This window comes from Actinoplanes aureus, assembly GCF_015704865.1.
In the GTDB taxonomy this organism is placed as follows: Bacteria; Actinomycetota; Actinomycetes; order Mycobacteriales; family Micromonosporaceae; genus Actinoplanes; species Actinoplanes aureus.
Window position 1 is genome coordinate 296828 of sequence record NZ_JADQTO010000003.1, and the last position, 21869, is coordinate 318696.

The following is a 21869-nucleotide window of genomic DNA, read 5'->3' on the forward strand; positions in this document are numbered from 1 at the left end:
CAGTGCAGGTAACGGGGCAAAAACCCAGGGAGTTCGGCCGTTTGGTAGAAGTCGATGATCATGTGAGTAAGTGAAAATATCCGGGGTAAGCGCTCGCCATGCGAGTACTCGGGATCAACGCGATCTTTCATGATCCGTCAGCGGCCGTGATCGTCGACGGTCGCGTGATCGCCGCCGCGGAGGAGGAGCGGTTCAGCCGCCGTAAGCACGGCAAACGGCCGGTTCCGTTCTCCGCCTGGGAGTTGCCGGAGCTCTCCGCCGCCTGGTGCCTGGCCGAGGCCGGTCTGCGTCCGGGTGACCTCGACGCGGTGGCGTACTCATTCGACCCGGACCTCTGCCGCGACCCGGCCGAGTCGGGCATCCACGACCCGTGGGACCACCTGCGGGTCGACTACGCCCGGCGGGCCCCGCAGTTCCTGGCCACCGCGCTGCCCGGCCTCGACCCGGAGCAGGTGCGGTTCGTGCCGCACCACGTCGCGCACGCCGCGTCGGCCGGGCTCAGCGTCGACGGGCCCAGCGCGGTGCTGGTCCTGGACGGACGGGGCGAGTCGGCGAGTCACCTGGCCGGGGCGTACCGGGACGGGCGGCTCGAGACGTTCCGCAGCCAGGAGCTGCCGCACTCGCTCGGCCTGCTCTACGAGGACCTGACCCGGCACCTCGGCTTCATGCACTCCAGCGACGAGTACAAGGTGATGGCGCTCGCCTCGTACGGCAAGCCGAAGTTCATCGGCCTGCTGCGCGAGCTGGTCCGGGCCACCGGTGACGGCGGGTTCGTCGTCGAGCGCATCGACTGGGACGCGCTGGCCAAGGCCCGTACCGCCGACGGCGAGATGACCGAGGCACACGCCGACCTGGCGTCCAGTGTGCAGATCCGCCTCGAGGAGGTGCTGCTCGACCTGGCCCGCTGGACGTACGAGGCGTCGGGTGGCCTGAAGACGCTGACCATGGCCGGCGGCACCGCCCTGAACTGTGTGGCAAACGCCCGGATCGCCGCCGAGGGCCCGTTCGAGCGGGTCTGGGTGCAGCCGGCCGCCGGCGACGCGGGCACCGCGCTCGGCGCTGCACTGGCAGTCACCCAGCAGCACATCCCGTTCGGCACCGCGGCGCTGGGGCGCGGCTGGAGCGACGACGAACTGGAGGCCGAGCTGAAGCGGGCCGCGGTGCCCTACGAGAGGCCCGGGTCGATCGCCGCCGCGGCCGCCGAGGTGCTCGCCGGCAACGGCATCGTCGCCTGGTACCAGGGCCGCAGCGAGTACGGCCCGCGCGCCCTCGGCCACCGCTCACTGCTCGCCCACCCCGGCGACCAGCACACCCAGACCCGGATGAACGACGTGAAGGGCCGCGAGCAGTTCCGCCCGATCGCCCCGATGGTCCGGGCCGAACGCTTCGGGGACATCTTCGAGGGCGTCTATCCGAGCCCGTACATGCTCTTCGTCCACAAGGTGAAGCCGGAGTGGCGGGACCGGATCCCGGCGGTCACCCACGTCGACGGCACCGCCCGCGTGCAGACCGTGCACACCGACACCGAACCGCTGGTCGCCGAGATGCTCGCCGAGTTCGAGCGGCGTACCGGGCTGCCGGTGGTGGTGAACACGTCGCTCAACACGGCCGGCAGGCCGATGGTCGACACCCCGCGTGAGGCCCTGGAGCTCTTCGGCTCGGCGCCGGTGGACCTGCTCGCCATCGGCCCGTTCGCGGTCCACCGCAAGCAGGTGTTCGGGGAGGCCCGATGACGGGCGTGTCCGTCGTCATACCCACCCTCGGCCGGCCCAGCCTGATCGAGCTGCTCATGGCTCTGGGACCGCTGCACCCGGGGATTGAGCTGATCGTGGTGGACGACCGGCCGGAGCGCGGCGAGCCGCTCGACCTGCCGGGCGCGCGCGTCCTGCCGGGCCGCGCGGCCGGACCGGCCGCCGCCCGCAACGCCGGCTGGCGGGCCGCCCGGCACGAGTGGGTCGCCTTCCTCGACGACGACGTGCTGCCCGACCCGGACTGGGCGCGGCGGCTCGCCGACGATCTGCGCGACGCCGGCCCGGAGGTCGGGGGAGTGCAGGGCAACCTGCGGGTGCCGCTGCCCGGCGATCGCCGCCCCACCGACTGGGAGCGGGTCACCGCGGGCCTCGCCGACGGCGAGTGGATCACCGCGGACATGGCGTACCGCCGGGCGGCGCTGGAGCGTACCGGCGGCTTCGACGAGCGCCTGCCGCGTGCGTTCCGCGAGGACGCGGAGCTGGCGCACCGCGTGCGGGAGGCGGGCTTCGAGCTGCGGCGCGGGCTTCGCACGGTGACTCATCCGGTACGCCCGGAGGATCGCTGGGTCAGCGTACGCACCCAGCGCGGTAACGCCGACGACGCGCTGCTGCGCCGCCTCTACGGCCCGGACTGGCGTGCCGTGCTCGGCGTGCCGCCCGGCCGTCGCCGCCGGCACGCCGCGGTCACCGCCGCCGGGGCCGCCGCTCTGGGCTGCACCACCGCCGCCCTGGTCACCGGCCGCCGCGGCTGGCCGGCCGCGGCCATGGTCGCCGGCGCTGCCTGGGCGGCCGGGACCGCGGAGTTCGCCGCCGCCCGCATCGCGCCCGGCCCGCGCGATCCCCGTGAGGTCACCACCATGCTCATGACCAGCGTCGCGATCCCCCCGGTCGCGGTCGCTCACTGGGCGCGCGGCTGGTTCCGGTGGCGTGGCGCCCGGCCCGTGCCGGCCCTCGAAACGATCCTCGGCCCGCCGGCCGCCAACACGCCGGCCGCCGGCACGCCGGCCGCCGGCACGCCGGCCGCAACGGAAGCCGAGACAGCCGCGCCGGGCGGCGGGACCGCGCCGGACAGCAAGGCCGCAAACCGCGACGACCCGGTGGAGGCGCGCCGGTGAACCGCAACGCCCCCCTCTACGACGCCGTCCTCTTCGACCGGGACGGCACGCTTATCGTCGACGTGCCCTACAACGGCGACCCCGGCCTGGTCCAGCCGATGCCCGGCGCCAAGGCGGCCCTGGACCGGCTGCGCGCCGCCGGCCTGCGCATCGGTGTGGTCACCAACCAGTCCGGCCTGGCCCGCGGCCGGTTCACCGCCGCCCAGCTCGCCGCGGTGAACCGCCGGGTCGACGAACTGCTCGGCCCGTTCGACACCTGGCAGATCTGCCCGCACGACGACACCGCCGGCTGTCGCTGCCGTAAACCGGCGCCCGGCATGGTCGACGCGGCCGCGAGCGCGCTCGGCACCACCCCGGGCCGCTGTGTGGTGGTCGGCGACATCGGCCGCGACATGGAGGCCGCCCTCGCCGCCGGCGCTACCGGCATCCTGGTGCCCACCGACATCACGCTGCCGCCGGAGGTCGCCGCCGCACCGCACCGCGCCGGCGATCTGAGCGCCGCCGCGGATCTGATCCTGAGCCGGCAGGCCCTGGTCACGCCGGCGCCGCGCCCGGCACGGGGTCCGGCCCGGCCCGCAACCGTGCTGGCGGTCCGCTCCGACTCGGCCGGGGACGTCCTGGTCACCGGGCCGGCGATCCGCGCCCTCAAGGCCGGCGCGGACCGGGTGGTGCTGCTCTGCGGGCCACGCGGCCGGGCCGCCGCCGAACTCCTGCCCGGCGTCGACGAGATCATCGAGTGGCGGCTGCCGTGGATCGACCCGGAACCCGGCCCGGTCGACCCGGACGACATGCGGGCACTCACCGAGCGGTTGCGGGCCGCGAACGCCGACGAGGCGGTCGTCTTCACCTCGTTCCACCAGTCCGCTCTGCCCCTGGCCCTGCTGCTCCGCACGGCGGGAGTCGGGCGGATCACCGCGATCAGCGAGGACTATCCCGGCTCGCTGCTGGACGTTCGTCATCGCGTACCCCTGGGATTGCCGGAAGCGGAACGTGCCCGCAGCGTCGCGGCAGCGGCTGGGTTTTCGTTGCCGCGAGGCGACGACGGTGGTCTCCGGGTGAACGCCGCCCGGAGAGAGAAGCAGGGCTACCTGGTGGTTCATCCGGGAGCGAGTTGCGAGGCCCGCTCCTGCCCGCCGGAGAACCTGCGCCGGATCGTCGCCGCGCTCGCCGCCGCGGGTCACCAGGTGCTGGTCACCGGCGGCCCGGGGGAGCGGCACCTGGCCGCCTTCGTCGCCGGGGACGCCGGCACCGACGCCGGCCCGATGCCGCTCGCCGGCCTGGCCACGCTGATCTCCGGCGCGGACTGCCTGATCGTCGCCAACACCGGTCCGGCGCATCTGACCGCGGCCGTCGGCACCCCGGTGATCAGCCTGTACGCACCCACGGTGCCCTACGGCCAGTGGGGTCCCTACCGGGTGCCCGCGGTCCGGCTCGGCGACGCCGCCGCGGCCTGCCGCGACACCCGCGCCACCCGCTGCCCGGTCCCCGGCCACCCATGCCTGGGAACGGTCGAGCCGCGTGACGTCCTCGACGCGGTGCGCCGGATCGGCGTGACCGCACACCCTCCGACAACAGCCGAGACGGAAGCAGAGGCCGCGTGAACATCCTGCTCTGGCACGTGCACGGCTCCTGGACGACCTCGTTCGTCCAGGGGAAACACCGCTACCTGGTACCGGTGAACACGGAACGGGACGCTTGGGGCCGCGGCCGGGCCCAGACCTTCGACTGGCCCGACACCGTGGAGGAGTTGCCCCTCCAGGAGATCAAGGACATCGACCTCGCGATCGCCCAGCGGCCCGAGGAGCTGGACCTGATCCCGCCGCACGTCCCGGTGATCTATGTGGAGCACAACACCCCGAAGGGCGACGTGCCGAATTCCCGGCACCCCCTCGCCGACCGGGACGACGTGATCATCGCGCACGTCACGCACTTCAACGAGCTGTTCTGGGACTGCGGCGCCACCCGCACCACGGTGATCGAGCACGGCATCGTCGAGCCGAAGGCCCGCTGGACCGGCGAGCTCGAACGCCTGGCGATCGTCACCAACGAGCCGGTACGCCGTGGCCGGGTCACCGGCACCGACCTGTTCCCCCGGTTCGCGGCGGTGGCGCCGCTCGACGTGTTGGGCATGGGCGTCGCCGATCTGGAGAACGTGACGGCCTTCGACGATCCGCCGCAGCACGAGATGCACACCGAGGTCGCGAAGCGGCGCGCCTACCTGCATCTGTGCCGGTGGACGTCGCTCGGGCTGAGCCTGATCGAGGCCATGCAGATGGGCATGCCGGTGCTGGCGCTGGCCACCACCGAGGCGGTCGCCGCGATCCCGCCGGACGCCGGGGTGCTCTCCACCCGGGTCGGCACGCTGGTCGACGCCGCCCAGTGGCTGATCGACGAACCGGACGCCGCGGCCCGTCTCGGTGAACGCGCCCGGCAGGTGGCGCTCGCCCGCTACGGGCTGGACCGCTTCCTCGCCGACTGGGACCGACTGCTGGAGGAGGAGACATGCGCATCGCGATGATCTCGGAGCACGCCAGCCCCCTGGCGGCGCTCGGCGGGGTCGACGCCGGCGGCCAGAACTCGCACGTCGCCGAGCTGGCCGCGGCACTCGCCGGGCACGGCCACGAGGTACGCGTATACACCCGGCGGGACAACGCGGACCTGCCCCAGGTCGTGCCGATGGGCGAGCGGGTGGACGTGGTGCACGTACCGGCCGGGCCGGTCGAGGTGCTCCCGAAGGACGAGTTGCTGCCGTACATGGGGGCGTTCGCCGAGTGGATGGCGGCGGACTGGCGGGACGAGTGGCGCCCGCACGTGGCGCACGCGCACTTCTGGATGAGCGGGCTCGCCGCCCTGGAAGCCGGGCACGCCTGCGGCGTTCCGGTGGTGCAGACGTTTCACGCGCTCGGCTCGGTGAAGCGGCGCCACCAGGGCACCGCCGACACCAGCCCGGCCGGGCGGATCCGCCACGAGCGGGAGCTGGGCCGCGGCGTCGACCGGGTGATCGTGCAGTGCCGCGACGAGGTCGCCGAGCTGATGAAGCTGGGCGTACCGCGCTCCAGGATGGACCTGGTGCCGTCCGGGGTGAACACCGAACGCTTCAGCACCCGCGGTCCGGCGGTGCCCCGGACCGCCGGCCTGGCCCGGATCCTCACCGTGGCCCGGCTCGTCGAGCGCAAGGGCATCGAGGACTCCATCCGGGCCCTGGCCGCGGTGCCGGGCGCGGAACTGGTCGTGGTGGGCGGTCCGCCGGCGGCGAGGCTGGGCGACGACCCGTACGCCCGCCGCCTGCGCGCCCTCGCCGAACACTGCCGGGTCGGCGACCGGGTCCGGCTGGCCGGTGCGGTAGCCGCACACGAGATGCCGCAGTGGTACCGCTCCGCCGACGTCGTCGCCGCCACCCCCTGGTACGAGCCGTTCGGTCTCACCCCGCTCGAGGCGATGGCCTGCGGGGTGCCGGTGGTCGCCACCGCGGTCGGCGGTCTGACCGACACCGTGGTCGACGGGGTCACCGGCGATCTGGTCCCGCCCCGCGATCCACGGGCACTCGCCGTGGCGTTGCGGCGGCTCGTCGGGGACGAGGTACGCCGGTTCGCGTACGCCGCGGCCGCCGCCGACCGGGCCGCCTCCTCCTACTCCTGGCCGCGTGTCGCCGAGCGCCTGGCCGCTGTCTACTCCTCCGTCGCCGATCGAGAGGTCGCGGCATGAGCGACCACACCGAGCGGCACTCAGCCGCGCCGACCAACGGCCTTGGAAGGAACCGCGTGAAGAACCCCCTGGACAGTCACCTGAACGGGCTGGCGGACGCGCTCGCGCCGTACCGCGAGCAAGCCGGCGTCCTGGAGGTCTGGGGCGCCCACCTGGCCCGCCACCTCGGTGCCGGCGGCCGGCTGCTGGTCGCCGGCAACGGCGGCAGCGCCGCCGAGGCGCAGCACCTCGCCGCCGAACTCGTCGGCCGGCTGCGCGACGAGCGCATGCCGCTGTCCGCGATCGCGCTCACCCCGGACTCGTCGGCGGTCACCGCGATCAGCAACGACTACGGCTTCGAGGAGGTCTTCGCCCGCCAGGTGCGCGCACACGGCCGCCCCGGCGACGTGCTGATGGTCCTGTCCACCAGCGGTCGCAGCCCCAACCTGCTGGCCGCGGTCGAGGCCGCAAAGGAGGCCGGCCTGCACACCTGGGCACTGGTCGGCGAGGCGCCGAACCCGCTCGCCGACGCCTGCGACGAGGCGCTCTGCTGCCCGTCGCCGGACAGCCAGGTGGTGCAGGAGCTTCATCTCGTCTCGGTGCACGTGATGTGCGAGTACCTCGACCGGTACCTGCTCCCTTTCGTCGAGGCGGCACAGCGGAAGGAGATGGTCGCCGTATGAGGCTCGTGATCGTCGGCGACACGCTCCTCGACCGGGACGTGGAGGGCAGCGTCCGCCGGGTCGCCCCGGACGCCCCGGTCCCGGTCCTCGACGAGGAGCGGGTGCGCGAACGCCCGGGCGGCGCGGGCCTGGCGGCCCTGCTCGCCGCCGGACACGGTTATCAGGTCGCGCTGGTCACGGCGGTCGCGAAAGACGCCGCCGGGGCCCGGCTGACCGAGTTGCTCGCGGCGGCAGGCATCGAGGTGTACGCCCTGCCGCTCGCCGGCGCCACTCCGGAGAAGATCCGCATGCGTGCCGGTGGTCAGGTGCTGCTCCGGCTGGACCGCGGTGGCTCGCCGCAGCCGCCCGGTGACGTACCGGCGGCGGCGCTCGGCGTGCTCCGGGACGCCTCGGCGATCCTGGTCAGCGACTACGGCCGGGGTGTGGCCCGGCATCCCGCGCTGCGTGCCGCCATCGAGGAGGCGAAGGCGCCGGTGGTCTGGGACCCGCACCCGAACGGTCCGCCGCCGGTGCCGAACGTACGCCTGGTGACGCCGAACGAGAGTGAGGCGAAGCGCCTCGCCGACGACGCCGGCAACGGCTCGGGGCTGGCGGCGGCGCAGCGGGCCGGCCATCAGCTCCGGCAGCGGTGGCGGGCCGGCGCCGTGGTGGTCACCCGTGGCGCTCAGGGCGCGGTGCTCTGCCACTCCGGGCCGACCCCGCTGGTGATCCCGGCGCCCCAGGTGTCCGGTGGGGACACCTGCGGGGCCGGGGACAGCTTCGCGGCGGCGGCCGCGGCCGCCCTGGCGCGTGGTGCGCTGGTTTCCGAAGCGGTCCAGCAGGCGGTCGCCGCGGCCAGCGCCTACGTCGCGCGTGACGAGACCACCGGGCCGGACAACCTGGACAAGCCGGACCAGGCGGAGCGCGTCGGCGCCGACGAGGCCGGCCGCCTCGCCGCCCGGATCAAAACCCGCGGCGGTACGGTCGTCGCCACCGGCGGCTGCTTCGACCTGCTGCACACCGGCCACCTGGCCACCCTGCGCGCCGCACGCTCCCTCGGCGACTGCCTGATCGTCTGCCTGAACAGCGACGACTCGGTCCGCCGGCTGAAGGGCCCGGAGCGCCCGCTCACCAACCAGGACGACCGGGCCCGCCTGCTCGCCGCCCTGGACTGCGTCGACGCCGTCGTGATCTTCGACGAGCCGACGCCCGAACCGGTCCTGTCCTGGCTGCGCCCGGACGTCTGGGTCAAGGGCGGCGACTACGACACGCTCCCGGAATCCGAGGTCGTCGAACGCTGGGGCGGGCAGACCGTGATCGTGCCCTATCTGGACGGCCGCTCCACCACCGAAACCATCGCCGCAGCTAAATCTGGAGGTCAGTGAATGGACGCAGTGATCGTCACCGGAGGATCGAGCGGCCTCGGCGCCGCGGTCGTCGATGCCGTGATCAAGGCGGGCGGACGGCCCTTCGTCATCGACCGGCAGGCACCGAAGGAGGGCGTCGAGTGGGTCGAGTGCGACCTGGCCGACACCCGTGCCGCTGAGCGGGCCACCCGTCAGGCCATCGAGCTCGCCGGCGGCGGCATCGACGGCGTGGTCACCGCCGCCGGCATGGACGTGCCCGGCACCCTGGAGGACATCCCCGGCGAGACCTGGGACCGGATCGTCACCATCGACCTGCTCGCCACCGCCGCGGTGATCCGCGCCGCGCTGCCCGCGCTGAAGCAGTCGCACGGCGGGGTGGTCACCATCTCCTCGACGCTCGGTGTCAAGGCGGTCTCCGACGCCACCGCGTACTGCGCCGCCAAGTTCGGCGTGGTCGGCTTCACCCGGGCGCTCGCCGCCGAACTCGCCGGCCAGGTCAACGTCACCCTGCTGATCCCCGGCGGGATGCGGACCAAGTTCTTCGACGAGCGCGACGACAAGTACAAGCCCGGCCCCGACGCCATTCTCAACGACCCGGCCAACGTGGCCGCCGCGGTACTGTTCGCGCTCAATCAGCCCGCCGGTTGCGCGGTCCGCGAGCTGGTCGTGGCGGCGGAGACGGAGAGCTCGTACCCGTGATCCTCGTCCTGCGCGCGCTCGGCGTGGGAGATCTGGCGACCGCGGTGCCCGCCCTGCGCGGGCTCCGCGCCGCCTTCCCCGGCGAGACGCTGAGCCTGGCCGCCCCCACCTGGCTCACCCCGCTTGTCGAAACGATCGGGGGCATCGACCGGATCGTCCCGGCCCGCGAACTGGAACCGCTGGACAACGCCCCGGCCATGCCGCGGCTCGCGGTCAACCTGCACGGATCCGGGCCGGAGTCGCACCGGCGTTTACAGGCGCTGCGGCCGGGGACACTGTGGGCGTTCGCCAGCCGTGCGGCCGGCCACCACGACGGCCCCGGCTGGCACGACGACGAGCACGAGGTGCGCCGCTGGTGCCGGCTGGTCCGGTATTACGGCGTCGGCTGTTCCGAGCCGGACCTCGACCTCGCCGTCCCGCCGGAGGAGGTGCCGCAGGGCGTGACGATCATCCATCCAGGCGCCAAGTCGCCGGCCCGGCGCTGGCCCGCGGCCCGCTTCGCGGCCGTCGCCCGCCGGTTGCGCTCGGCGGGCCACCGCGTGCTGATCACCGGTTCCGGCGCAGAGCACGACCTCTGCGTACGGGTGGCCGAGCTGGCCGGGCTCGACTCGTCGGCCGTTCCGCGTACCGGGCTCGGTGAACTGGCCGCGCTGGTGGCCGGCGCGCGGCTGCTGATCAGCGGCGACACCGGCATCGCGCACCTCGCCACCGCCTACCGCACCCCGTCCGTGGTGCTCTTCGGGCCGGTCTCCCCGCGGCGCTGGGGACCGCCCGCCGACCGCCCGTACCATCGGGCGATCTGGCACGGCACCCGCGACGAGCGGGGTGACCTGCCCGGGCCGGTGCATCCGGCCCTGCTCGCCGTCACCGAGGACGAGGTCCTCGCCGCCGCCGACCAGGTCTGCCATGCGGCTTCGGCGAAGTGAACTGAGCAAGCCCGGCCTGGGGCGGCGCCGCTCCGGGAAGGGTTTTACCTATCTGGACTCGGACGGGTCCCCGCTGCGGGACCCGGAGACGGTCGAACGGATCAAGGGCCTGGTCATCCCGCCGGCCTGGAAGGACGTGTGGATCTCGCCGGACGCACGCGGCCACATCCAGGCGATCGGGATCGACGACGCCGGCCGCAAGCAGTACCTCTACCACCCGGCGTGGCGCGAGCAGCAGGACCGGGCCAAGTTCGACCACGCCCTCGAGGTGGCCGAACGCCTGCCGGCGGTACGCGACCGGCTCTGCTCCGACCTCACCAGCCGCGGCCTGACACGGGAGCGGGTGCTCGCGGCGATCGTCCGGCTGCTCGACATGGGCATGTTCCGGGTCGGCGGCGAGGAGTCTGCGGCCCGCGAGGAGGACCCATCGTTCGGCCTGTCCACCCTGCGCCCTTCGCATCTGCGCGCCAAAGGTGGCTGCGTGCTGCTGGAGTTCACCGGCAAGTCGGGCATCTCGCACTCGGCCACCGTCGGCGACGGCGAGGTGTGCGCGGTGCTACGTGACCTGAAGCGCCGGCGTCGCGGCGAGGAGCGGCTCTTCGCGTACTGGGACCCGGCCCGGCGCCGCTGGCAGGAGATCCGGGCGGACGCGATAAACGAGTACCTGCGGGAGATCAGCGGCGAGCAGATGACCGCCAAGGACTTCCGCACCTGGCACGGCACCGTGAAGGCCGCCGAGGCCCTGGCCGAAGCCGGCCCGCAGCCCACCAAGGCCAAGCGCAAGAAGGCGGTGGCGCGGGCCGCCCGCGAGGTCGCCGAACTGCTCGGCAACACCCCGACGGTGGCCCGCAACTCCTACATCGACCCCCGGGTCATCGAACACTACGAGGAGGGCCGCGTCGTCGACGTCCCGTCGGACGCGCCCCGGGAACAGGCGGAAGAGGAGGTGCTGGACCTGCTCAGCGACGACGCGAACTAGGCAGCGCCGGGCCGCCGCGCCGCGCTGGCCGCCTCGTACCGGTTCTAAAGGCTTTCGCGGTCAGGGTCCCCAAGCGGTGATCTTGCTTGGCCCACGCTCAATGCTGTCTCAACGGCCGCCAGACAGCACCCACGTTGGGCTCGGCAGGATAGGTCTCAGCGCTCCGGGCTGACGAGCTCTTTTACCCAGTCCACCGCGACGTCGGCCTGCGACGGCGGTCCCGCGTACAGCCCGTTGACGATCAGCCAGATGCGGTCGGCGAGCAGCTCGTCCCCGCCCAGCTCGCCCACCAGGCGGTCCACCTCGGCGCGGGTGTCCTCCAGATAGGCCTTCGCGGCCCGGGCCGGTGTGTCGTCGTCGCCGCGGAACTCGGTCAGGTAGTTCCGGAAGGCGCAGCCCCGGTAGCCCGGCCGCCGCACCAGGTCGGCGATCTCGCCCACCAGCGCGATCAACCGGTCCCGCGGGCCGGTCGCCCAGCGCAGCGCCTCGTCCGCGGAGCGTTCCCGTTCCCGGCGGACCAGCGCCAGGTACGCCGCCGCCAGCTCCGCCTTGCTCGGGAAGTGCCGGTAGAGCAGGTTCTTTCCGCAGCCGGCCGCCTCGACGACCTGCGCCATCCCGACGGCCCGGACGCCGTGCTCGTAGAAGAGGCCGGCGGCGGCGGTCAGGATCGTCTCGCGGCTGCCGGGGGCAGGCGTTCGTGCCATGGTGACGAGTTTAACGGACCGCTCAGTCCAACCAGACAATAGACTCGGACCGATCGGTCCGTTAAGCCCACAGGGGAGGATCCATGCGGGACGCCGTCATCGTCGACGCGGTGCGCACACCGGTGGCCAAGGGGAAGCCCACCGGTGCGTACACCGCCCTCCACCCCATTGAACTGCACGCCCACGTGCTGCGCGCCCTGATCGGACGGATGCCCGGCCTCGATTCCGCGGAGATCGACGACGTCATCGGCGGCACCGTCGGCCAGGTCGGTGAGCAGGCCGGCAACTCCGCCCGGCTCGCCGCCCTCGCCGCCGGCTTCCCCGAGCACGTCCCCGGGGTCACCGTCGACCGGCAGTGCGGCAGCAGCCAGCAGGCGATCAGCTTCGCGGCCCAGGGCGTGATCTCCGGCGGGTACGACATCGTCATCGCCTCCGGAGCCGAGTCGATGTCACGCGTACCCATCGGCAGCTCCGCCGTGGTGAACGGCGCGCGAGCCGACGTGGGCGGCCCGCTGATCGCCCGCCGCTATCCCGGCGGCCTGATCCCGCAGGGCGTCGCCGCCGAACTGATCGCCCGGAAGTGGGGGTTGAGCCGCACCCAGCTGGACGAGTTCGCCCTGACCAGCCACCAGCGCGCGGCCGCGGCGTCGTTCGACGGTCAGCTCACACAGGTGAACGAACTGGCGAGCGACGAGAACATCCGGCCGGACACCAGCCTCGAGGTCCTCGCCGGACTGCGGCCGGCGTTCGCCGATCCCCGCTGGGAACAGCGGTTCGGTGCCATCGACTGGAAGGTCACCGCCGGCAACTCCAGCCCGGTCAACGACGGTGCGGCTGCCGTACTGATCACCACCAGCGAGATCGCCCGGCGGCGCGGCTGGCGGCCGCGCGCCCGCATCCACACCGCGGTCGCCACCGGCGACGACCCGATCTACATGCTGACCGGCGTCATCCCGGCCACCGCGAAGGCCCTCGCGCGCGCCGGGCTCACCCTGGCAGACATCGACGCCTTCGAGGTCAACGAGGCGTTCTCCTCGGTGGTCCTGGCCTGGCAGGCGGAGACCGGCGCCGACCCGGCGAAGATCAACGTGGACGGCGGCGCCATCGCCATCGGCCACCCGCTCGGCGCCAGCGGCGCCCGGCTCGCCACCACCCTGCTCGGCGTGCTGGAGCGCACCGGCGGCCGCTACGGCCTGCAAACCATGTGCGAGGCCGGCGGCACGGCGAACGCGACGATCATCGAACGTCTCTGAGCTCCAGCACCCGATCAACAAGATCAAGACCTTCGGCGCGATGCGCGAGAACCAGCACGGTACGCCCGGACGACGCGTCCAGCAGGTCCGCCATCAGTTCCCGCGCACCCGCCTCGTCGATGCCCTCGGTCGGCTCGTCCAGGATCAGCAGCCCCGGGTCGGCGAGCAGCGCCCGCGCGGTGGCGAGCCGCCGCCGCTGCCCACCCGACACGGTGCTGCCGCCGGTGCCCAGCCAGGTGTCCAGCCCGTCCGGCAGCCCGGCCCACCAACTGGTGAGCCCGACCCGCGCGAGCACTTCCACCAGGTCGTCGTCGCTCGCTCCGGGCGCGGCGAGACGCAGGTTCTCCCGTACGGTCGACGCGAACACATGCGAGGTCTCCTCGCCGACCAGCACCACCCGCCGGCGGAAGAGGTCGTCCGGCATCTCGCGGATGTCCGTCCCGTCCAGCCGCACAGTGCCCGACCGCGGGTCCAGCAGCCCCCCGAGCACCGCGGCGAGCGTCGACTTGCCCGAGCCCGACCGCCCGGTGATCGCCGTCCGCGAGCCGGCCGGAAGCGTCAGCTCGAACCCGTCCAGCACCGCGCGCTCGTCCGGATCCCACCCGGCGACCAGCCCGCGGACCTGAACCGCGGCCGCCCGCTCACTCCGCCCCTCGCGGTCAGGGTCCGCCGGCCGGACTCTCTCGGCCCAACGTGAGTGTTGTCTTGAGGCCGTTGAGACAGCATTGAGTGTGGGCCGAACGAGACCCGGACCACGAAAGCTGTCTGGATCGGCTCGGACCGGATCTGTTGCCGCGGGCTGGTCCGAGGTCAGCGCCGCGACGCGCCGGGCGGCGCCGGCGGCCTGCCGCCGGGCGATCGCGGCCTCCGGCAGCGCCACGACCGTCTCACCCAGGGCGATCATCCCGAGAAGCAGCACGGCGCTCCATTCCGCGGACAGCCCAGACCGGGCGAGCACCAGCGCGGTCCCGGCCGCTGCCGCCCCCCACCCCAGGTGGGCGACCGCCGCGGCCAGTCCGGCCGCACGCGCTGCCCGCGCCTCAAGGCGGGCGAGGGTCCGGCTTCGCTCTTCCGGTACGCCCAGACGGCCCGAACCCGAGCCGAGCTCCTCGACACCGTCCACGGTCTCGACGACGGCGTCCCGCATCCGCGCCCGCGCCCGGCCGGTCGCCACCTCCAGCCGGTCCGCCTGCCGTGCGGCCACCGCCGGCGCCACCACACCGGCGACGAGCACGCCCACCGCCAGTGGCACCAGCACCGCCGGTGCGGCCAGGAGCACGGCCACCGCCGCCACCACGACGGTCACCGCCGCCGCGAGGGCCGGCAACCGCCCGCGCAGCAGCCCGTCCACCTGAGCGTCCACGTCGTCCACCAGCCTGGTCAGCAGATCCCCGCGCCGGTGGGTCAGCCGTCCCGGTACCCGCGGGATCAGGCCGGCGTAGACCTGGGCCCGCCGCGAACCGAGCCGCGCGAACGCCAGATCGTGCGACACCAGCCTCTCCAGATAGCGCAGCAGGGGCCGTGCCACCGCACTGCCCCGGACCAGCACCACCGCCGTCGACAGCGACAGGACCGGCGGCAGCGACGAGGCTCGTACCAGCAGCCACGCCGCCGCTCCGGTCAGCAACACCCCGGCCAGCGACGACGCCGCACCCAGCGCCACCGCCGTCCCCGGCCGCCGCGCCGCCACTCCGCGCCCGGCGGCATCGCGGTCCACCCGCGCGTCCACCCGGGCCGCCGTGAGCGTCACTCCGGCAGCCTCGGGAGCGTGCAGCGTGTCGCCCGGCGTTTCGGCTGGTGCTCGCACCTCGACGATTCGGTCGGCGGCGGCGAGCAGTGCTGGGCGGTGCGCGACGACGAGCACCGCGCAGCCCCGGCCGGCGAACTGCCGCAGGCGCTCGACCACCATCTGCTCCGCCACGGCGTCGAGGTGGGCCGTCGGCTCGTCCAGCAGCAGCGTCACCACCGGGCCGGACCGGGCATGCGCCGCCGCGTCAATGCCGCCGGACCCGGCACGGTGCAGCAGCGCGGCCAGCGCCAGGCGCTGCCGCTGGCCGGAGGAGATCCCACCGCCGCGCTCGGTTAGCCGCGTCGACCCGGTGACCTCACCGTCGAGGCCTACCGTGCGGAGCGCGGCCCGGATCTCACCGGCGGTCGCCTCCGGCGGGAAGACCTCGGCGACCGTCCGGGCGTGCGGCAGCGCCGGCCGCTGCGGCAGATAGAAGGTGCGGCCGGCCGCGACCGCCCCCGCCTCGGCTGGATGAAGCCCGGCCAGCACCCGCAGCGCTGTCGTCTTCCCGGCACCGGACGGCCCGCGCAGCGCCACGATCTCACCGCCGCGAACCTCCAGTTCGTCCAGTCGCAGCGCCTCACCCGAGCCACCCGGGTACCGCGCGACCAGCCCGATCGCCCGCACCCCCCAGCGTCCGGCGGCGATCGGGCTGAGCGAGAGCCGCCCGGAGCTCGGCCCACCGCGTCCGAGGGAAGAACCGTGCGTGAGGGAAGAACCGTGCGCGCGGGGAGAACCGTGCCCGAGGGCAGAACTATGCGTGACGGAAGAACCGTGCCCGAGGGCAGAGCTGTGCGTGACGGAAGAACCGTGCGCGAGGGAAGACCGGGCCGCAGGGTCGGCCGAGGGATGCGGGACCGTGCCGCCGGCCACGTCCGGACCGGAGGTGAGAATCTCATCTACATCGGCGATCACCGCTCCGGCGTCGGTCGAGGCGTGGTACCGGGCGGCCATCTCCCGCAGCGGCCGGTAGGCCTCCGGCGCCAGCAGGATCGCGAGCAGGGCGGGTGCGAGGTCCATCGAACCGGCGGCGACCCGCAGGCCGGCCTGTACCGCGATCAGCCCGACGGACAGCGTGCCGACCAGGTCCAGCGCGGTGGAGGAGAGGAACGCGACCCGCAGTACGCGCATGGTCGCCGACCGGTGCCGGTCGGTCAGGTCGGCGATCACCGCGGTCTGCCGCTCGGCCCGGCCGAACACCTTGAGCGTCGCCAGCCCGCGGACCACGTCGAGGAAGTGCCCGGCCAGCCGCGCGTCCGCCGCCCAGCGCTGTTTCGCGCGGGCCTGAGTGGCCCAGCCGATCAGGGCGCCGAGCAGCGGGATCAGCGGCAGGGTGCACAGCGCGATCACCGCGGACGCCGGATCCACCACGGCCATCACCACGACGACGAGCGGCGGCAGGACCACCCCGAGGACCAGCGCCGGGAGGTAGCCGGAGAACCACGGCCGCAGCGAGTCCAGCCCGGTGCCGAGGACCGCGGTGAGCCGCCCCGCGCCGTAGGTCGCCACCCAGGCCGGTCCGCGCCGCACGATCGCCGCGAGCAGGGACCGCCGCAGCTCGTCGGTGACCCGCGCCGCCGTACGCCGGGCCACCACCTGTTCCACCCACGCCAGTCCGGCACGCGTCCCGAACGCCCCGGCCAGCAGCGCGACCGCCGAGGGCCGGGGCGCGGTCACGATCCAGCAGAGCGCGACCGCGACCGCCAGGGTCGCGGCCGCCTGCCCGGCTCCGACGACCGCCAGCAGGGCGATACCCACCCGGCTGGTACGCGCATGCCGCAGCAACCGGCGATCCACCGGCCCTTTCGCCACGCGGCGCCCCGCGACCGGCACGACGGTCACGAGGAGACCCGTTCACTTGCCACCCGGCGCCGGAACACCCAGTACGACCAGGCCTGATACACGAGCACCCCGGGCAGGATGAGCACACCGGCCACGGTGAGCAGCCGCAACGCCTCCGGCCCCGCGGCGGCACCCTCCCGGGTCAGCGACCACGCCGGATCCAGCGTGCTCCGCAGCACCACCTCCCCGTGCACGGTGAACACCGCGAACACCGCCGCCGCGACGGCCACCGCGACCGCCGTGAAGGCCGTCGCCTCCCGCGACCGCCGGGCCTGCAACCCGGCCACGAAAACCAGGGCGGCCGCCGCGAGAACGAGCCGGGACCCCGTACCGATCCCGATGAACAGAAGGGTGACCGCCCCGCCGGTGGCCGCGTGCCGGGCTAGGTCGCGTGCCCGGCGGCGCACCGGGCCGGTGGTGCGCAGCGCGAGGAACGTCGCACCCAGCAGGATCGCCGCGAGCAGCGCGGCGAGCGCCCCGATCCCGGCCGCGGGCGTGAACAGCGGCCCGAGGCTGCGGGCCAGGCCGGTCCCGGTGACCTCGCCGCCGGCGCCGAGGGCCAGGCCGTCCACGAGGATGCCGAGCACCGCACCCCAGAGCAGCACGATGCCGGCCGAGCTGAGCGACAGCAGCCGGTCGCAGCGGCGGCGCCAGGCCGCCGAGTCGTGCTTGCCGCGGAACTCCAGGGCCACGCCGCGGACCGCGAGCAGCAGCAGAACGAGAACCATCGGCAGGTAGAGGGCGGAGAGCAGGGCGGCGTACCAGTCCGGGAAGGCGGCGAAGGTGACGCCGATCGCGGCGACCAGCCAGACCTCGTTGCCGTCCCAGAACGGGCCGACCGTACGGATGATCGCGCCGCGTTCGTGGGCGGAGCGGCCGAGGAACGGCCCCAGGATGCCGACGCCGAAGTCGAAGCCCTCCAGGACGAAGTAGAGCATCCAGGCGAGCACGAGAACCGCGAACCAGAACTCGATCATGACGCGCTCCTAGTAGGCCAGGGCGGGCTCGGCGGCCGCCGGGGAGACCGGCGGGGCGGCCAGCGGCTGACGGGACAGGTGCATGACGAGCCGGCACCAGGCCACCGCCAGCAGGCCGTAGATCAGCGTGAACCCGGCCAGTGAGGCGATCACCTCGGCGCTGGTCAAACCGGGGGAGATGCCGTCGGCCACCTTGGAGATGCCGAACGCCAGCCACGGCTGCCGCGCGGTCTCGGTGAAGATCCAGCCGAAGGTGTTGGCCGCCGCGGGCAGGGCGGGCGCGAGCAGGACGAACCGGCGCAGCCAGCGCGGCGTGCCGCTGCCAGGTTGGAGGAAGGACGGCAGGCGCCCGGTGAGCCGTGCCAGCCGGGCGGTGAAGCGGCCGGACCGGTCGGCCGTCGACCACAGGTGGAAGGCGGCGAGTGCCATGGCCAGGATCCCCGCGCCCATCATGAGCCGGAACGTCCAGAACGCCACCGGGATCATCGGCACGTAGCTGCCCGGCCCGTACTCGGCGACGTACTGCGCCTGGAGATCGTCGATCCCCTGCACGGTCCCGCCGAACGAGCCGGTACCGAGGAACGACAGCAGGTACGGGATCTCGATGCTGAAGAACGGCCGATCGTGCCCGAGCGACCCGATGGCGAAGACCGAGAACGGCGCTCCGGTGGTCGTCTCGTAGAGCGCTTCGGCCGCCGCCATCTTCATCGGCTGCACCGCGGTCATCACCTTGCCGAGGTGATCGCCGCTGATCGCCACCGCCGCGCCGCCGGCCAGCATGATCCAGGCACCGAGCCGGGACAGCGTACGGAAGGCCGCGTCCGCGGATGAGCGCCACACGCCGATCGCCATCAGCAGGCCACCTCCGGCCATCGCGCACCCGGCGATGGTGTGCGGGAAGGCGGCCAGCACCACCTCGTTGGTCAGCAGCTCGGTGAAGCTGGTCAGGTGCGCCCGCCCGGTCACCGGGTCCAGGGCGTACGCGATCGGGTTCTGCATGAACGAGTTGGCCGCCAGGATGATGTACGCCGACAGCAGCGTCCCCACCGCCACGACCACGATCGTCGCGGCGTGCAGCCGCCGGGGCAGCCGGTCCCACCCGAAGTACCAGAGCGCCAGGAACGTCGCCTCGAGGAAGAACGCGAGCATCCCCTCGATGGCCAGCGTCGGCCCGAACACGTCGCCGTAGAACCGGGCGAACGCGCTCCACCCGAGCCCGAACTGGAACTCCTGGACGAGGCCGGTCACCACACCGACGGCGAACGTGACGATCAGCAGCTTGCCGACGAACTTGGTGAGCAGCAGGAACCGCTCCTGCCCGGTGCGCATCCAGGCCAGCTGGAGCCCGGCCGCGGCGGCGGACAGGCAGATCGACAACGGGACGAACAGATAGTGGTAGATCGTCACGACCGCGAACTGCAGCCGGGTCAGGTCAAGCACATCCACGAGAGGCCCCCCTACGACACGGTTCTAATACGACACCGTGTAGTAGATACTACGCCCTGTAGTACGACGCCGTGCAGTAGAGTGGCCCACATGGCGATGGGCGACCTCGAACGCGAGGTCATGACGAAGCTGTGGGACGCGGGTGAGCCACTCACCGTCCGGCAGGTGCACGAGCTGCTCAGCCGGGACCGCGACCTGGCGTACACGACCGTGATGACCGTGCTGGACCGGCTCGCCAAGAAACGCCTGGTCACCCAGCAGAAGGCGGACCGCGCCTATCGGTACGCGCCGGCGCAGACCCGCGAGGAGATGACCGCCGGCCTGATGCTCGACGCGCTCAGCTCCACCCCCGACCGCGACGCCGCGCTGGCGTATTTCGTCGGTCAGCTGCCCCCGGACGCCCTCAAGGCGGCTATCGAAGCGGCACGTAACCCCGAGCGGTGACCGCCCTCCTGCTCGGCGCGCTCGGGCTCACACTCTCCCTGGTCGCGCCCGGGATCCTGGCGAACGCCCGGTGGCCGGACCGCGCCCCGGTGGCCGGCGTGCTGCTCTGGCAGGCGCTGACGCTGACCGCGGTGCTCTGCGCCCTGGGCGTCGTGCTGGCCGCCCCGGAGGAGGTGGCCCGCGCCGCCGGTGCCGGCCATCCGGAGACCGTGGCCGCGCTGATCTTCTCCCTCGCGGTGGCCGCGACCATCGTGGTCCGGCTGCTCATCTCGCTCGGCCGGGTGAGCTACCGGGCCCGGGCCCGGCGCGCCCGGCACCGCATGCTCGTCGATCTGCTCGACCGGGTCGAGCGCCGGGAGCAGATCGAGGGCGGCGAGGTACGGGTACTCGACGGCCCCCTGCCCATGGCGTACTGCGTGCCCGGCCGCAAACCACGTGTGGTCCTCAGCGACGGCGTGCTCCGGGTGCTCGACTCCGAGCAGGTCGACGCGGTCCTCGCCCATGAGCGCGCCCATCTGCGGCACCGGCACGAGCTGGTGATGGAGTCGTTCACCGCGTTCTACCGGGCGGTACCCGGCCCACTGCGCAGCCGGGCACCGCTGGACGCCGTACACCTGCTTCTGGAGATGGTGGCGGATGACGCCGCGAGGCGCCGCACCGGGCCCGCGCCGCTGCGGGCCGCGCTAACTCGTCTCGCCGACGCCGTCCCCCTGGCGGAGGAGGTGACCGCCGACCCGGAGGGTGAATCCCGGCGGCGCCGGCTGGCCCGCCTGGACGGTCCGGACCGTAGCTCCACGGCGCTGACGGTGGCCGCTTGCGCTGCCGCCGTAGGCCTCCTGGTGCTACCGACCGTAGTCCTGGTCGTCCCCTGGCTCGCCAAAGCCCTCAACGCCTGGCCGTTCCGGTAACGCTCAGTGACCGGCACCGTGCAAACGGTTTCGCCGCGTGGGCAAGCTTCAGTTACCGGGATCATCCGAGTACGGTGATCCCCGGTTCGGCAGCCCCCCATCGTCCACCCGGCCGATCTGGCGAACCACCGCCTAATCGCATCCGCGAGCCGGGGAACCAGGTACCGGGGGTGAAGCCGCGGCGACGCGGCCGGGCGTTCTTCCCGCCCGAACCCGACAGCTAACCCGGTCGGCGGCTGGATGAGGAAGAAAGGACAACGCACCTAACGTGAAACGGATTGGCGCGCGGCGCGCCGGCCTCATGCGTGGCCTCATCTGCGCCGTGGCCGCGTCCGGGCTCGTTCTCACCGGACCGGCAGTTGCCCACGCCGAGCCCACGCCCTCCAGCATCGAGAAGCAGATCGATACGGAGTGGAACAAGCTCGAGCCCGTCATCGAGCAGTACAACGACGTGCACGGGAAGCTGACCAAGCTGCGCAAGCAGCAGAAGCAGCTGGAGAAGACCCTGGCGCCCCTGCAGGCCCAGGTGGACGCCGCCATGGTCGAGGTCCGTGGCCTCGCGGTCGACGCCTACATGCAGGGACCCCCGAGCACGCTGAACGCCATCGTCAGTGGCGACCCGGACAGCCTGACCGAGAAGCTCACCCTTCTCGACCAGCTGGCCTACAACCAGGAGCAGTCCATCGCCGACGTCGCCCGGCTGCGCGACAAGTACGCCGCCGACAAGGCCAAGGTGGACCAGCTCGCCTCCGAGATCGCCGTCCGCGACACCGATCTGGCGTCGAAGAAGACGGCGATCGAGAAGGAGATCGGCAACCTGCAGAAGTTGCGGATCCAGGCGTACGGGACGGCGGACGTCGACGACGGGCCGCTGCGGACCGGGCCGTGCCCGGTGACGTACACCAACGACAAGGGTGGTCGCGCGGCCCAGAAGGCGTGCGACCTGATCGGCAAGCCTTACGTCTTCGGCTCCAACGGCCCGAACAGCTACGACTGCTCGGGTCTGACGCAGGAGGCGTGGGGTTCGGTCGGCGTGCACCTCGAGCACTACACGAAGGACCAGTGGGGCTCGACCACGCCGGTCAGCCGCGACGAGTTGAAGCCGGGTGACCTGGTCTTCTACTACTCCGATCTGCACCACGTCGCCCTCTACATCGGCGGCGGCAAGGTGGTGCACGCCCCGCACACGGGAGACCACGTGCGGATGGCGTCGATCGATCGCGGTCCGATCGCCGGCTATCGCCGGCCCGGTTAGGGCATCGCACGAACGGCCGCTGTCAGCTTCGGGCAGCGGCCGTTTCGTCTTTTCCGGTACGGGTGACG

18 protein-coding genes and 1 riboswitch are annotated in these 21869 nt (G+C 73.1%); of the genes, 14 read left to right on the plus strand and 4 right to left on the minus strand.

What is annotated here, in order from left to right:
* The first annotated feature begins 98 nt into the window (after positions 1 to 98).
* From I4J89_RS07250 to I4J89_RS07295, 10 genes are read left to right on the plus strand one after another with little or no spacing between them, the layout of a single operon-like run.
* Entirely contained in the window at positions 99 to 1733 is a 1635-nt protein-coding gene (locus I4J89_RS07250) for a carbamoyltransferase family protein (RefSeq protein WP_196413056.1), read from the plus strand.
* Complete coding sequence (locus tag I4J89_RS07255; RefSeq protein WP_196413057.1) at positions 1730 to 2866, plus strand: glycosyltransferase family 2 protein; 1137 nt, start codon at positions 1730 to 1732, stop codon at positions 2864 to 2866. The genes I4J89_RS07250 and I4J89_RS07255 overlap by 4 nt, the downstream gene beginning before the upstream one ends.
* The gene (locus I4J89_RS07260; RefSeq protein WP_196413058.1) at positions 2863 to 4467 is read left to right on the plus strand and encodes an HAD-IIIA family hydrolase; all 1605 of its coding nucleotides are present in this window, start codon (positions 2863 to 2865) and stop codon (positions 4465 to 4467) included. The genes I4J89_RS07255 and I4J89_RS07260 overlap by 4 nt, the downstream gene beginning before the upstream one ends.
* Positions 4464 to 5384, plus strand: a complete 921-nt coding sequence (locus I4J89_RS07265) for a glycosyltransferase (RefSeq protein WP_196413059.1) — start codon at positions 4464 to 4466, stop codon at positions 5382 to 5384. The genes I4J89_RS07260 and I4J89_RS07265 overlap by 4 nt, the downstream gene beginning before the upstream one ends.
* On the plus strand, positions 5369 to 6571 hold the full coding sequence (locus I4J89_RS07270; protein WP_196413060.1) for a glycosyltransferase: 1203 nt from the start codon (positions 5369 to 5371) through the stop codon (positions 6569 to 6571). The genes I4J89_RS07265 and I4J89_RS07270 overlap by 16 nt, the downstream gene beginning before the upstream one ends.
* A 56-nt stretch (positions 6572 to 6627) precedes the next feature.
* On the plus strand, positions 6628 to 7233 hold the full coding sequence (locus I4J89_RS07275) for a D-sedoheptulose-7-phosphate isomerase (protein WP_309238222.1): 606 nt from the start codon (positions 6628 to 6630) through the stop codon (positions 7231 to 7233).
* Positions 7230 to 8597 carry a PfkB family carbohydrate kinase gene (locus I4J89_RS07280; RefSeq protein ID WP_196413062.1) on the plus strand — a complete coding sequence of 456 codons (1368 nt, stop codon included), beginning with the start codon at positions 7230 to 7232 and terminating at the stop codon, positions 8595 to 8597. Before I4J89_RS07275 ends, I4J89_RS07280 begins: the two co-directional genes overlap by 4 nt.
* Positions 8598 to 9278, plus strand: coding sequence for an SDR family oxidoreductase (locus I4J89_RS07285; RefSeq protein ID WP_196413063.1), 681 nt, complete (start codon positions 8598 to 8600; stop codon positions 9276 to 9278).
* Entirely contained in the window at positions 9275 to 10204 is a 930-nt protein-coding gene (locus I4J89_RS07290; protein WP_196413064.1) for a glycosyltransferase family 9 protein, read from the plus strand. The genes I4J89_RS07285 and I4J89_RS07290 overlap by 4 nt, the downstream gene beginning before the upstream one ends.
* Positions 10185 to 11183, plus strand: a complete 999-nt coding sequence (locus I4J89_RS07295; RefSeq protein ID WP_196413065.1) for a DNA topoisomerase IB — start codon at positions 10185 to 10187, stop codon at positions 11181 to 11183. The genes I4J89_RS07290 and I4J89_RS07295 overlap by 20 nt, the downstream gene beginning before the upstream one ends.
* A gap of 155 nt (positions 11184 to 11338) precedes the next feature.
* Here the strand turns inward: I4J89_RS07295 and I4J89_RS07300 are convergent, their stop codons facing one another.
* The gene (locus tag I4J89_RS07300; protein WP_196413066.1) at positions 11339 to 11887 is read right to left on the minus strand and encodes a TetR/AcrR family transcriptional regulator; all 549 of its coding nucleotides are present in this window, start codon (positions 11885 to 11887) and stop codon (positions 11339 to 11341) included.
* A gap of 83 nt (positions 11888 to 11970) precedes the next feature.
* Between I4J89_RS07300 and I4J89_RS07305 the strand changes: the two genes are divergently transcribed.
* Positions 11971 to 13140 (plus strand): acetyl-CoA C-acyltransferase, encoded by a 1170-nt coding sequence (locus I4J89_RS07305; RefSeq protein ID WP_196413067.1) that lies wholly within the window; start codon positions 11971 to 11973, stop codon positions 13138 to 13140.
* Here I4J89_RS07305 and cydC read toward each other — a convergent pair.
* Genes cydC through I4J89_RS07320 form a run of 3 tightly spaced genes read right to left on the minus strand, consistent with a single transcriptional unit; the run spans position 13124 to position 19194 of the window.
* A complete protein-coding gene (gene cydC, locus I4J89_RS07310) occupies positions 13124 to 16771 on the minus strand; it encodes a thiol reductant ABC exporter subunit CydC (RefSeq protein WP_309238223.1) in 3648 nt (1215 codons plus the stop codon). The genes I4J89_RS07305 and cydC overlap by 17 nt on opposite strands.
* Positions 16768 to 17748: a cytochrome d ubiquinol oxidase subunit II gene (cydB, locus tag I4J89_RS07315; protein ID WP_196413068.1), complete on the minus strand. Its 981-nt coding sequence runs from the start codon at positions 17746 to 17748 to the stop codon at positions 16768 to 16770. Before cydB ends, cydC begins: the two co-directional genes overlap by 4 nt.
* A 9-nt stretch (positions 17749 to 17757) precedes the next feature.
* Positions 17758 to 19194 carry a cytochrome ubiquinol oxidase subunit I gene (locus tag I4J89_RS07320; protein WP_196413069.1) on the minus strand — a complete coding sequence of 479 codons (1437 nt, stop codon included), beginning with the start codon at positions 19192 to 19194 and terminating at the stop codon, positions 17758 to 17760.
* Positions 19195 to 19284: 90 nt separating this feature from the next.
* Here I4J89_RS07320 and I4J89_RS07325 point away from each other — a divergent pair, with 90 nt between their 5' ends.
* The 3 genes from I4J89_RS07325 (at position 19285) to I4J89_RS07335 (ending at position 21801) form a co-directional block, all read left to right on the plus strand.
* Entirely contained in the window at positions 19285 to 19638 is a 354-nt protein-coding gene (locus I4J89_RS07325; RefSeq protein ID WP_196413070.1) for a BlaI/MecI/CopY family transcriptional regulator, read from the plus strand.
* Positions 19635 to 20546 carry a M56 family metallopeptidase gene (locus I4J89_RS07330; RefSeq protein ID WP_196413071.1) on the plus strand — a complete coding sequence of 304 codons (912 nt, stop codon included), beginning with the start codon at positions 19635 to 19637 and terminating at the stop codon, positions 20544 to 20546. The genes I4J89_RS07325 and I4J89_RS07330 overlap by 4 nt, the downstream gene beginning before the upstream one ends.
* A gap of 119 nt (positions 20547 to 20665) precedes the next feature.
* Positions 20666 to 20796, plus strand: a riboswitch (cyclic di-AMP (ydaO/yuaA leader).
* 18 nt (positions 20797 to 20814) lie between these two features.
* Positions 20815 to 21801 (plus strand): C40 family peptidase, encoded by a 987-nt coding sequence (locus tag I4J89_RS07335; protein ID WP_309238224.1) that lies wholly within the window; start codon positions 20815 to 20817, stop codon positions 21799 to 21801.
* Positions 21802 to 21869 lie beyond the last annotated feature (68 nt).

What these genes read in the sequence shown, in the direction of transcription:
- I4J89_RS07255 (WP_196413057.1), top strand. Translation starts at nt 1,730, where the DNA reads ATGACGGGCGTGTCCGTCGTCATACCCACCCTCGGCCGGCCCAGCCTG.
- I4J89_RS07285 (WP_196413063.1), top strand. Translation starts at nt 8,598, where the DNA reads ATGGACGCAGTGATCGTCACCGGAGGATCGAGCGGCCTCGGCGCCGCG.
- I4J89_RS07280 (WP_196413062.1), top strand. Translation starts at nt 7,230, where the DNA reads ATGAGGCTCGTGATCGTCGGCGACACGCTCCTCGACCGGGACGTGGAG.
- I4J89_RS07295 (WP_196413065.1), top strand. Translation starts at nt 10,185, where the DNA reads ATGCGGCTTCGGCGAAGTGAACTGAGCAAGCCCGGCCTGGGGCGGCGC.
- I4J89_RS07270 (WP_196413060.1), top strand. Translation starts at nt 5,369, where the DNA reads ATGCGCATCGCGATGATCTCGGAGCACGCCAGCCCCCTGGCGGCGCTC.
- I4J89_RS07305 (WP_196413067.1), top strand. Translation starts at nt 11,971, where the DNA reads ATGCGGGACGCCGTCATCGTCGACGCGGTGCGCACACCGGTGGCCAAG.
- cydB (WP_196413068.1), bottom strand. Translation starts at nt 17,748, where the DNA reads ATGATCGAGTTCTGGTTCGCGGTTCTCGTGCTCGCCTGGATGCTCTAC.
- I4J89_RS07250 (WP_196413056.1), top strand. Translation starts at nt 99, where the DNA reads ATGCGAGTACTCGGGATCAACGCGATCTTTCATGATCCGTCAGCGGCC.
- I4J89_RS07300 (WP_196413066.1), bottom strand. Translation starts at nt 11,887, where the DNA reads ATGGCACGAACGCCTGCCCCCGGCAGCCGCGAGACGATCCTGACCGCC.
- I4J89_RS07325 (WP_196413070.1), top strand. Translation starts at nt 19,285, where the DNA reads ATGGCGATGGGCGACCTCGAACGCGAGGTCATGACGAAGCTGTGGGAC.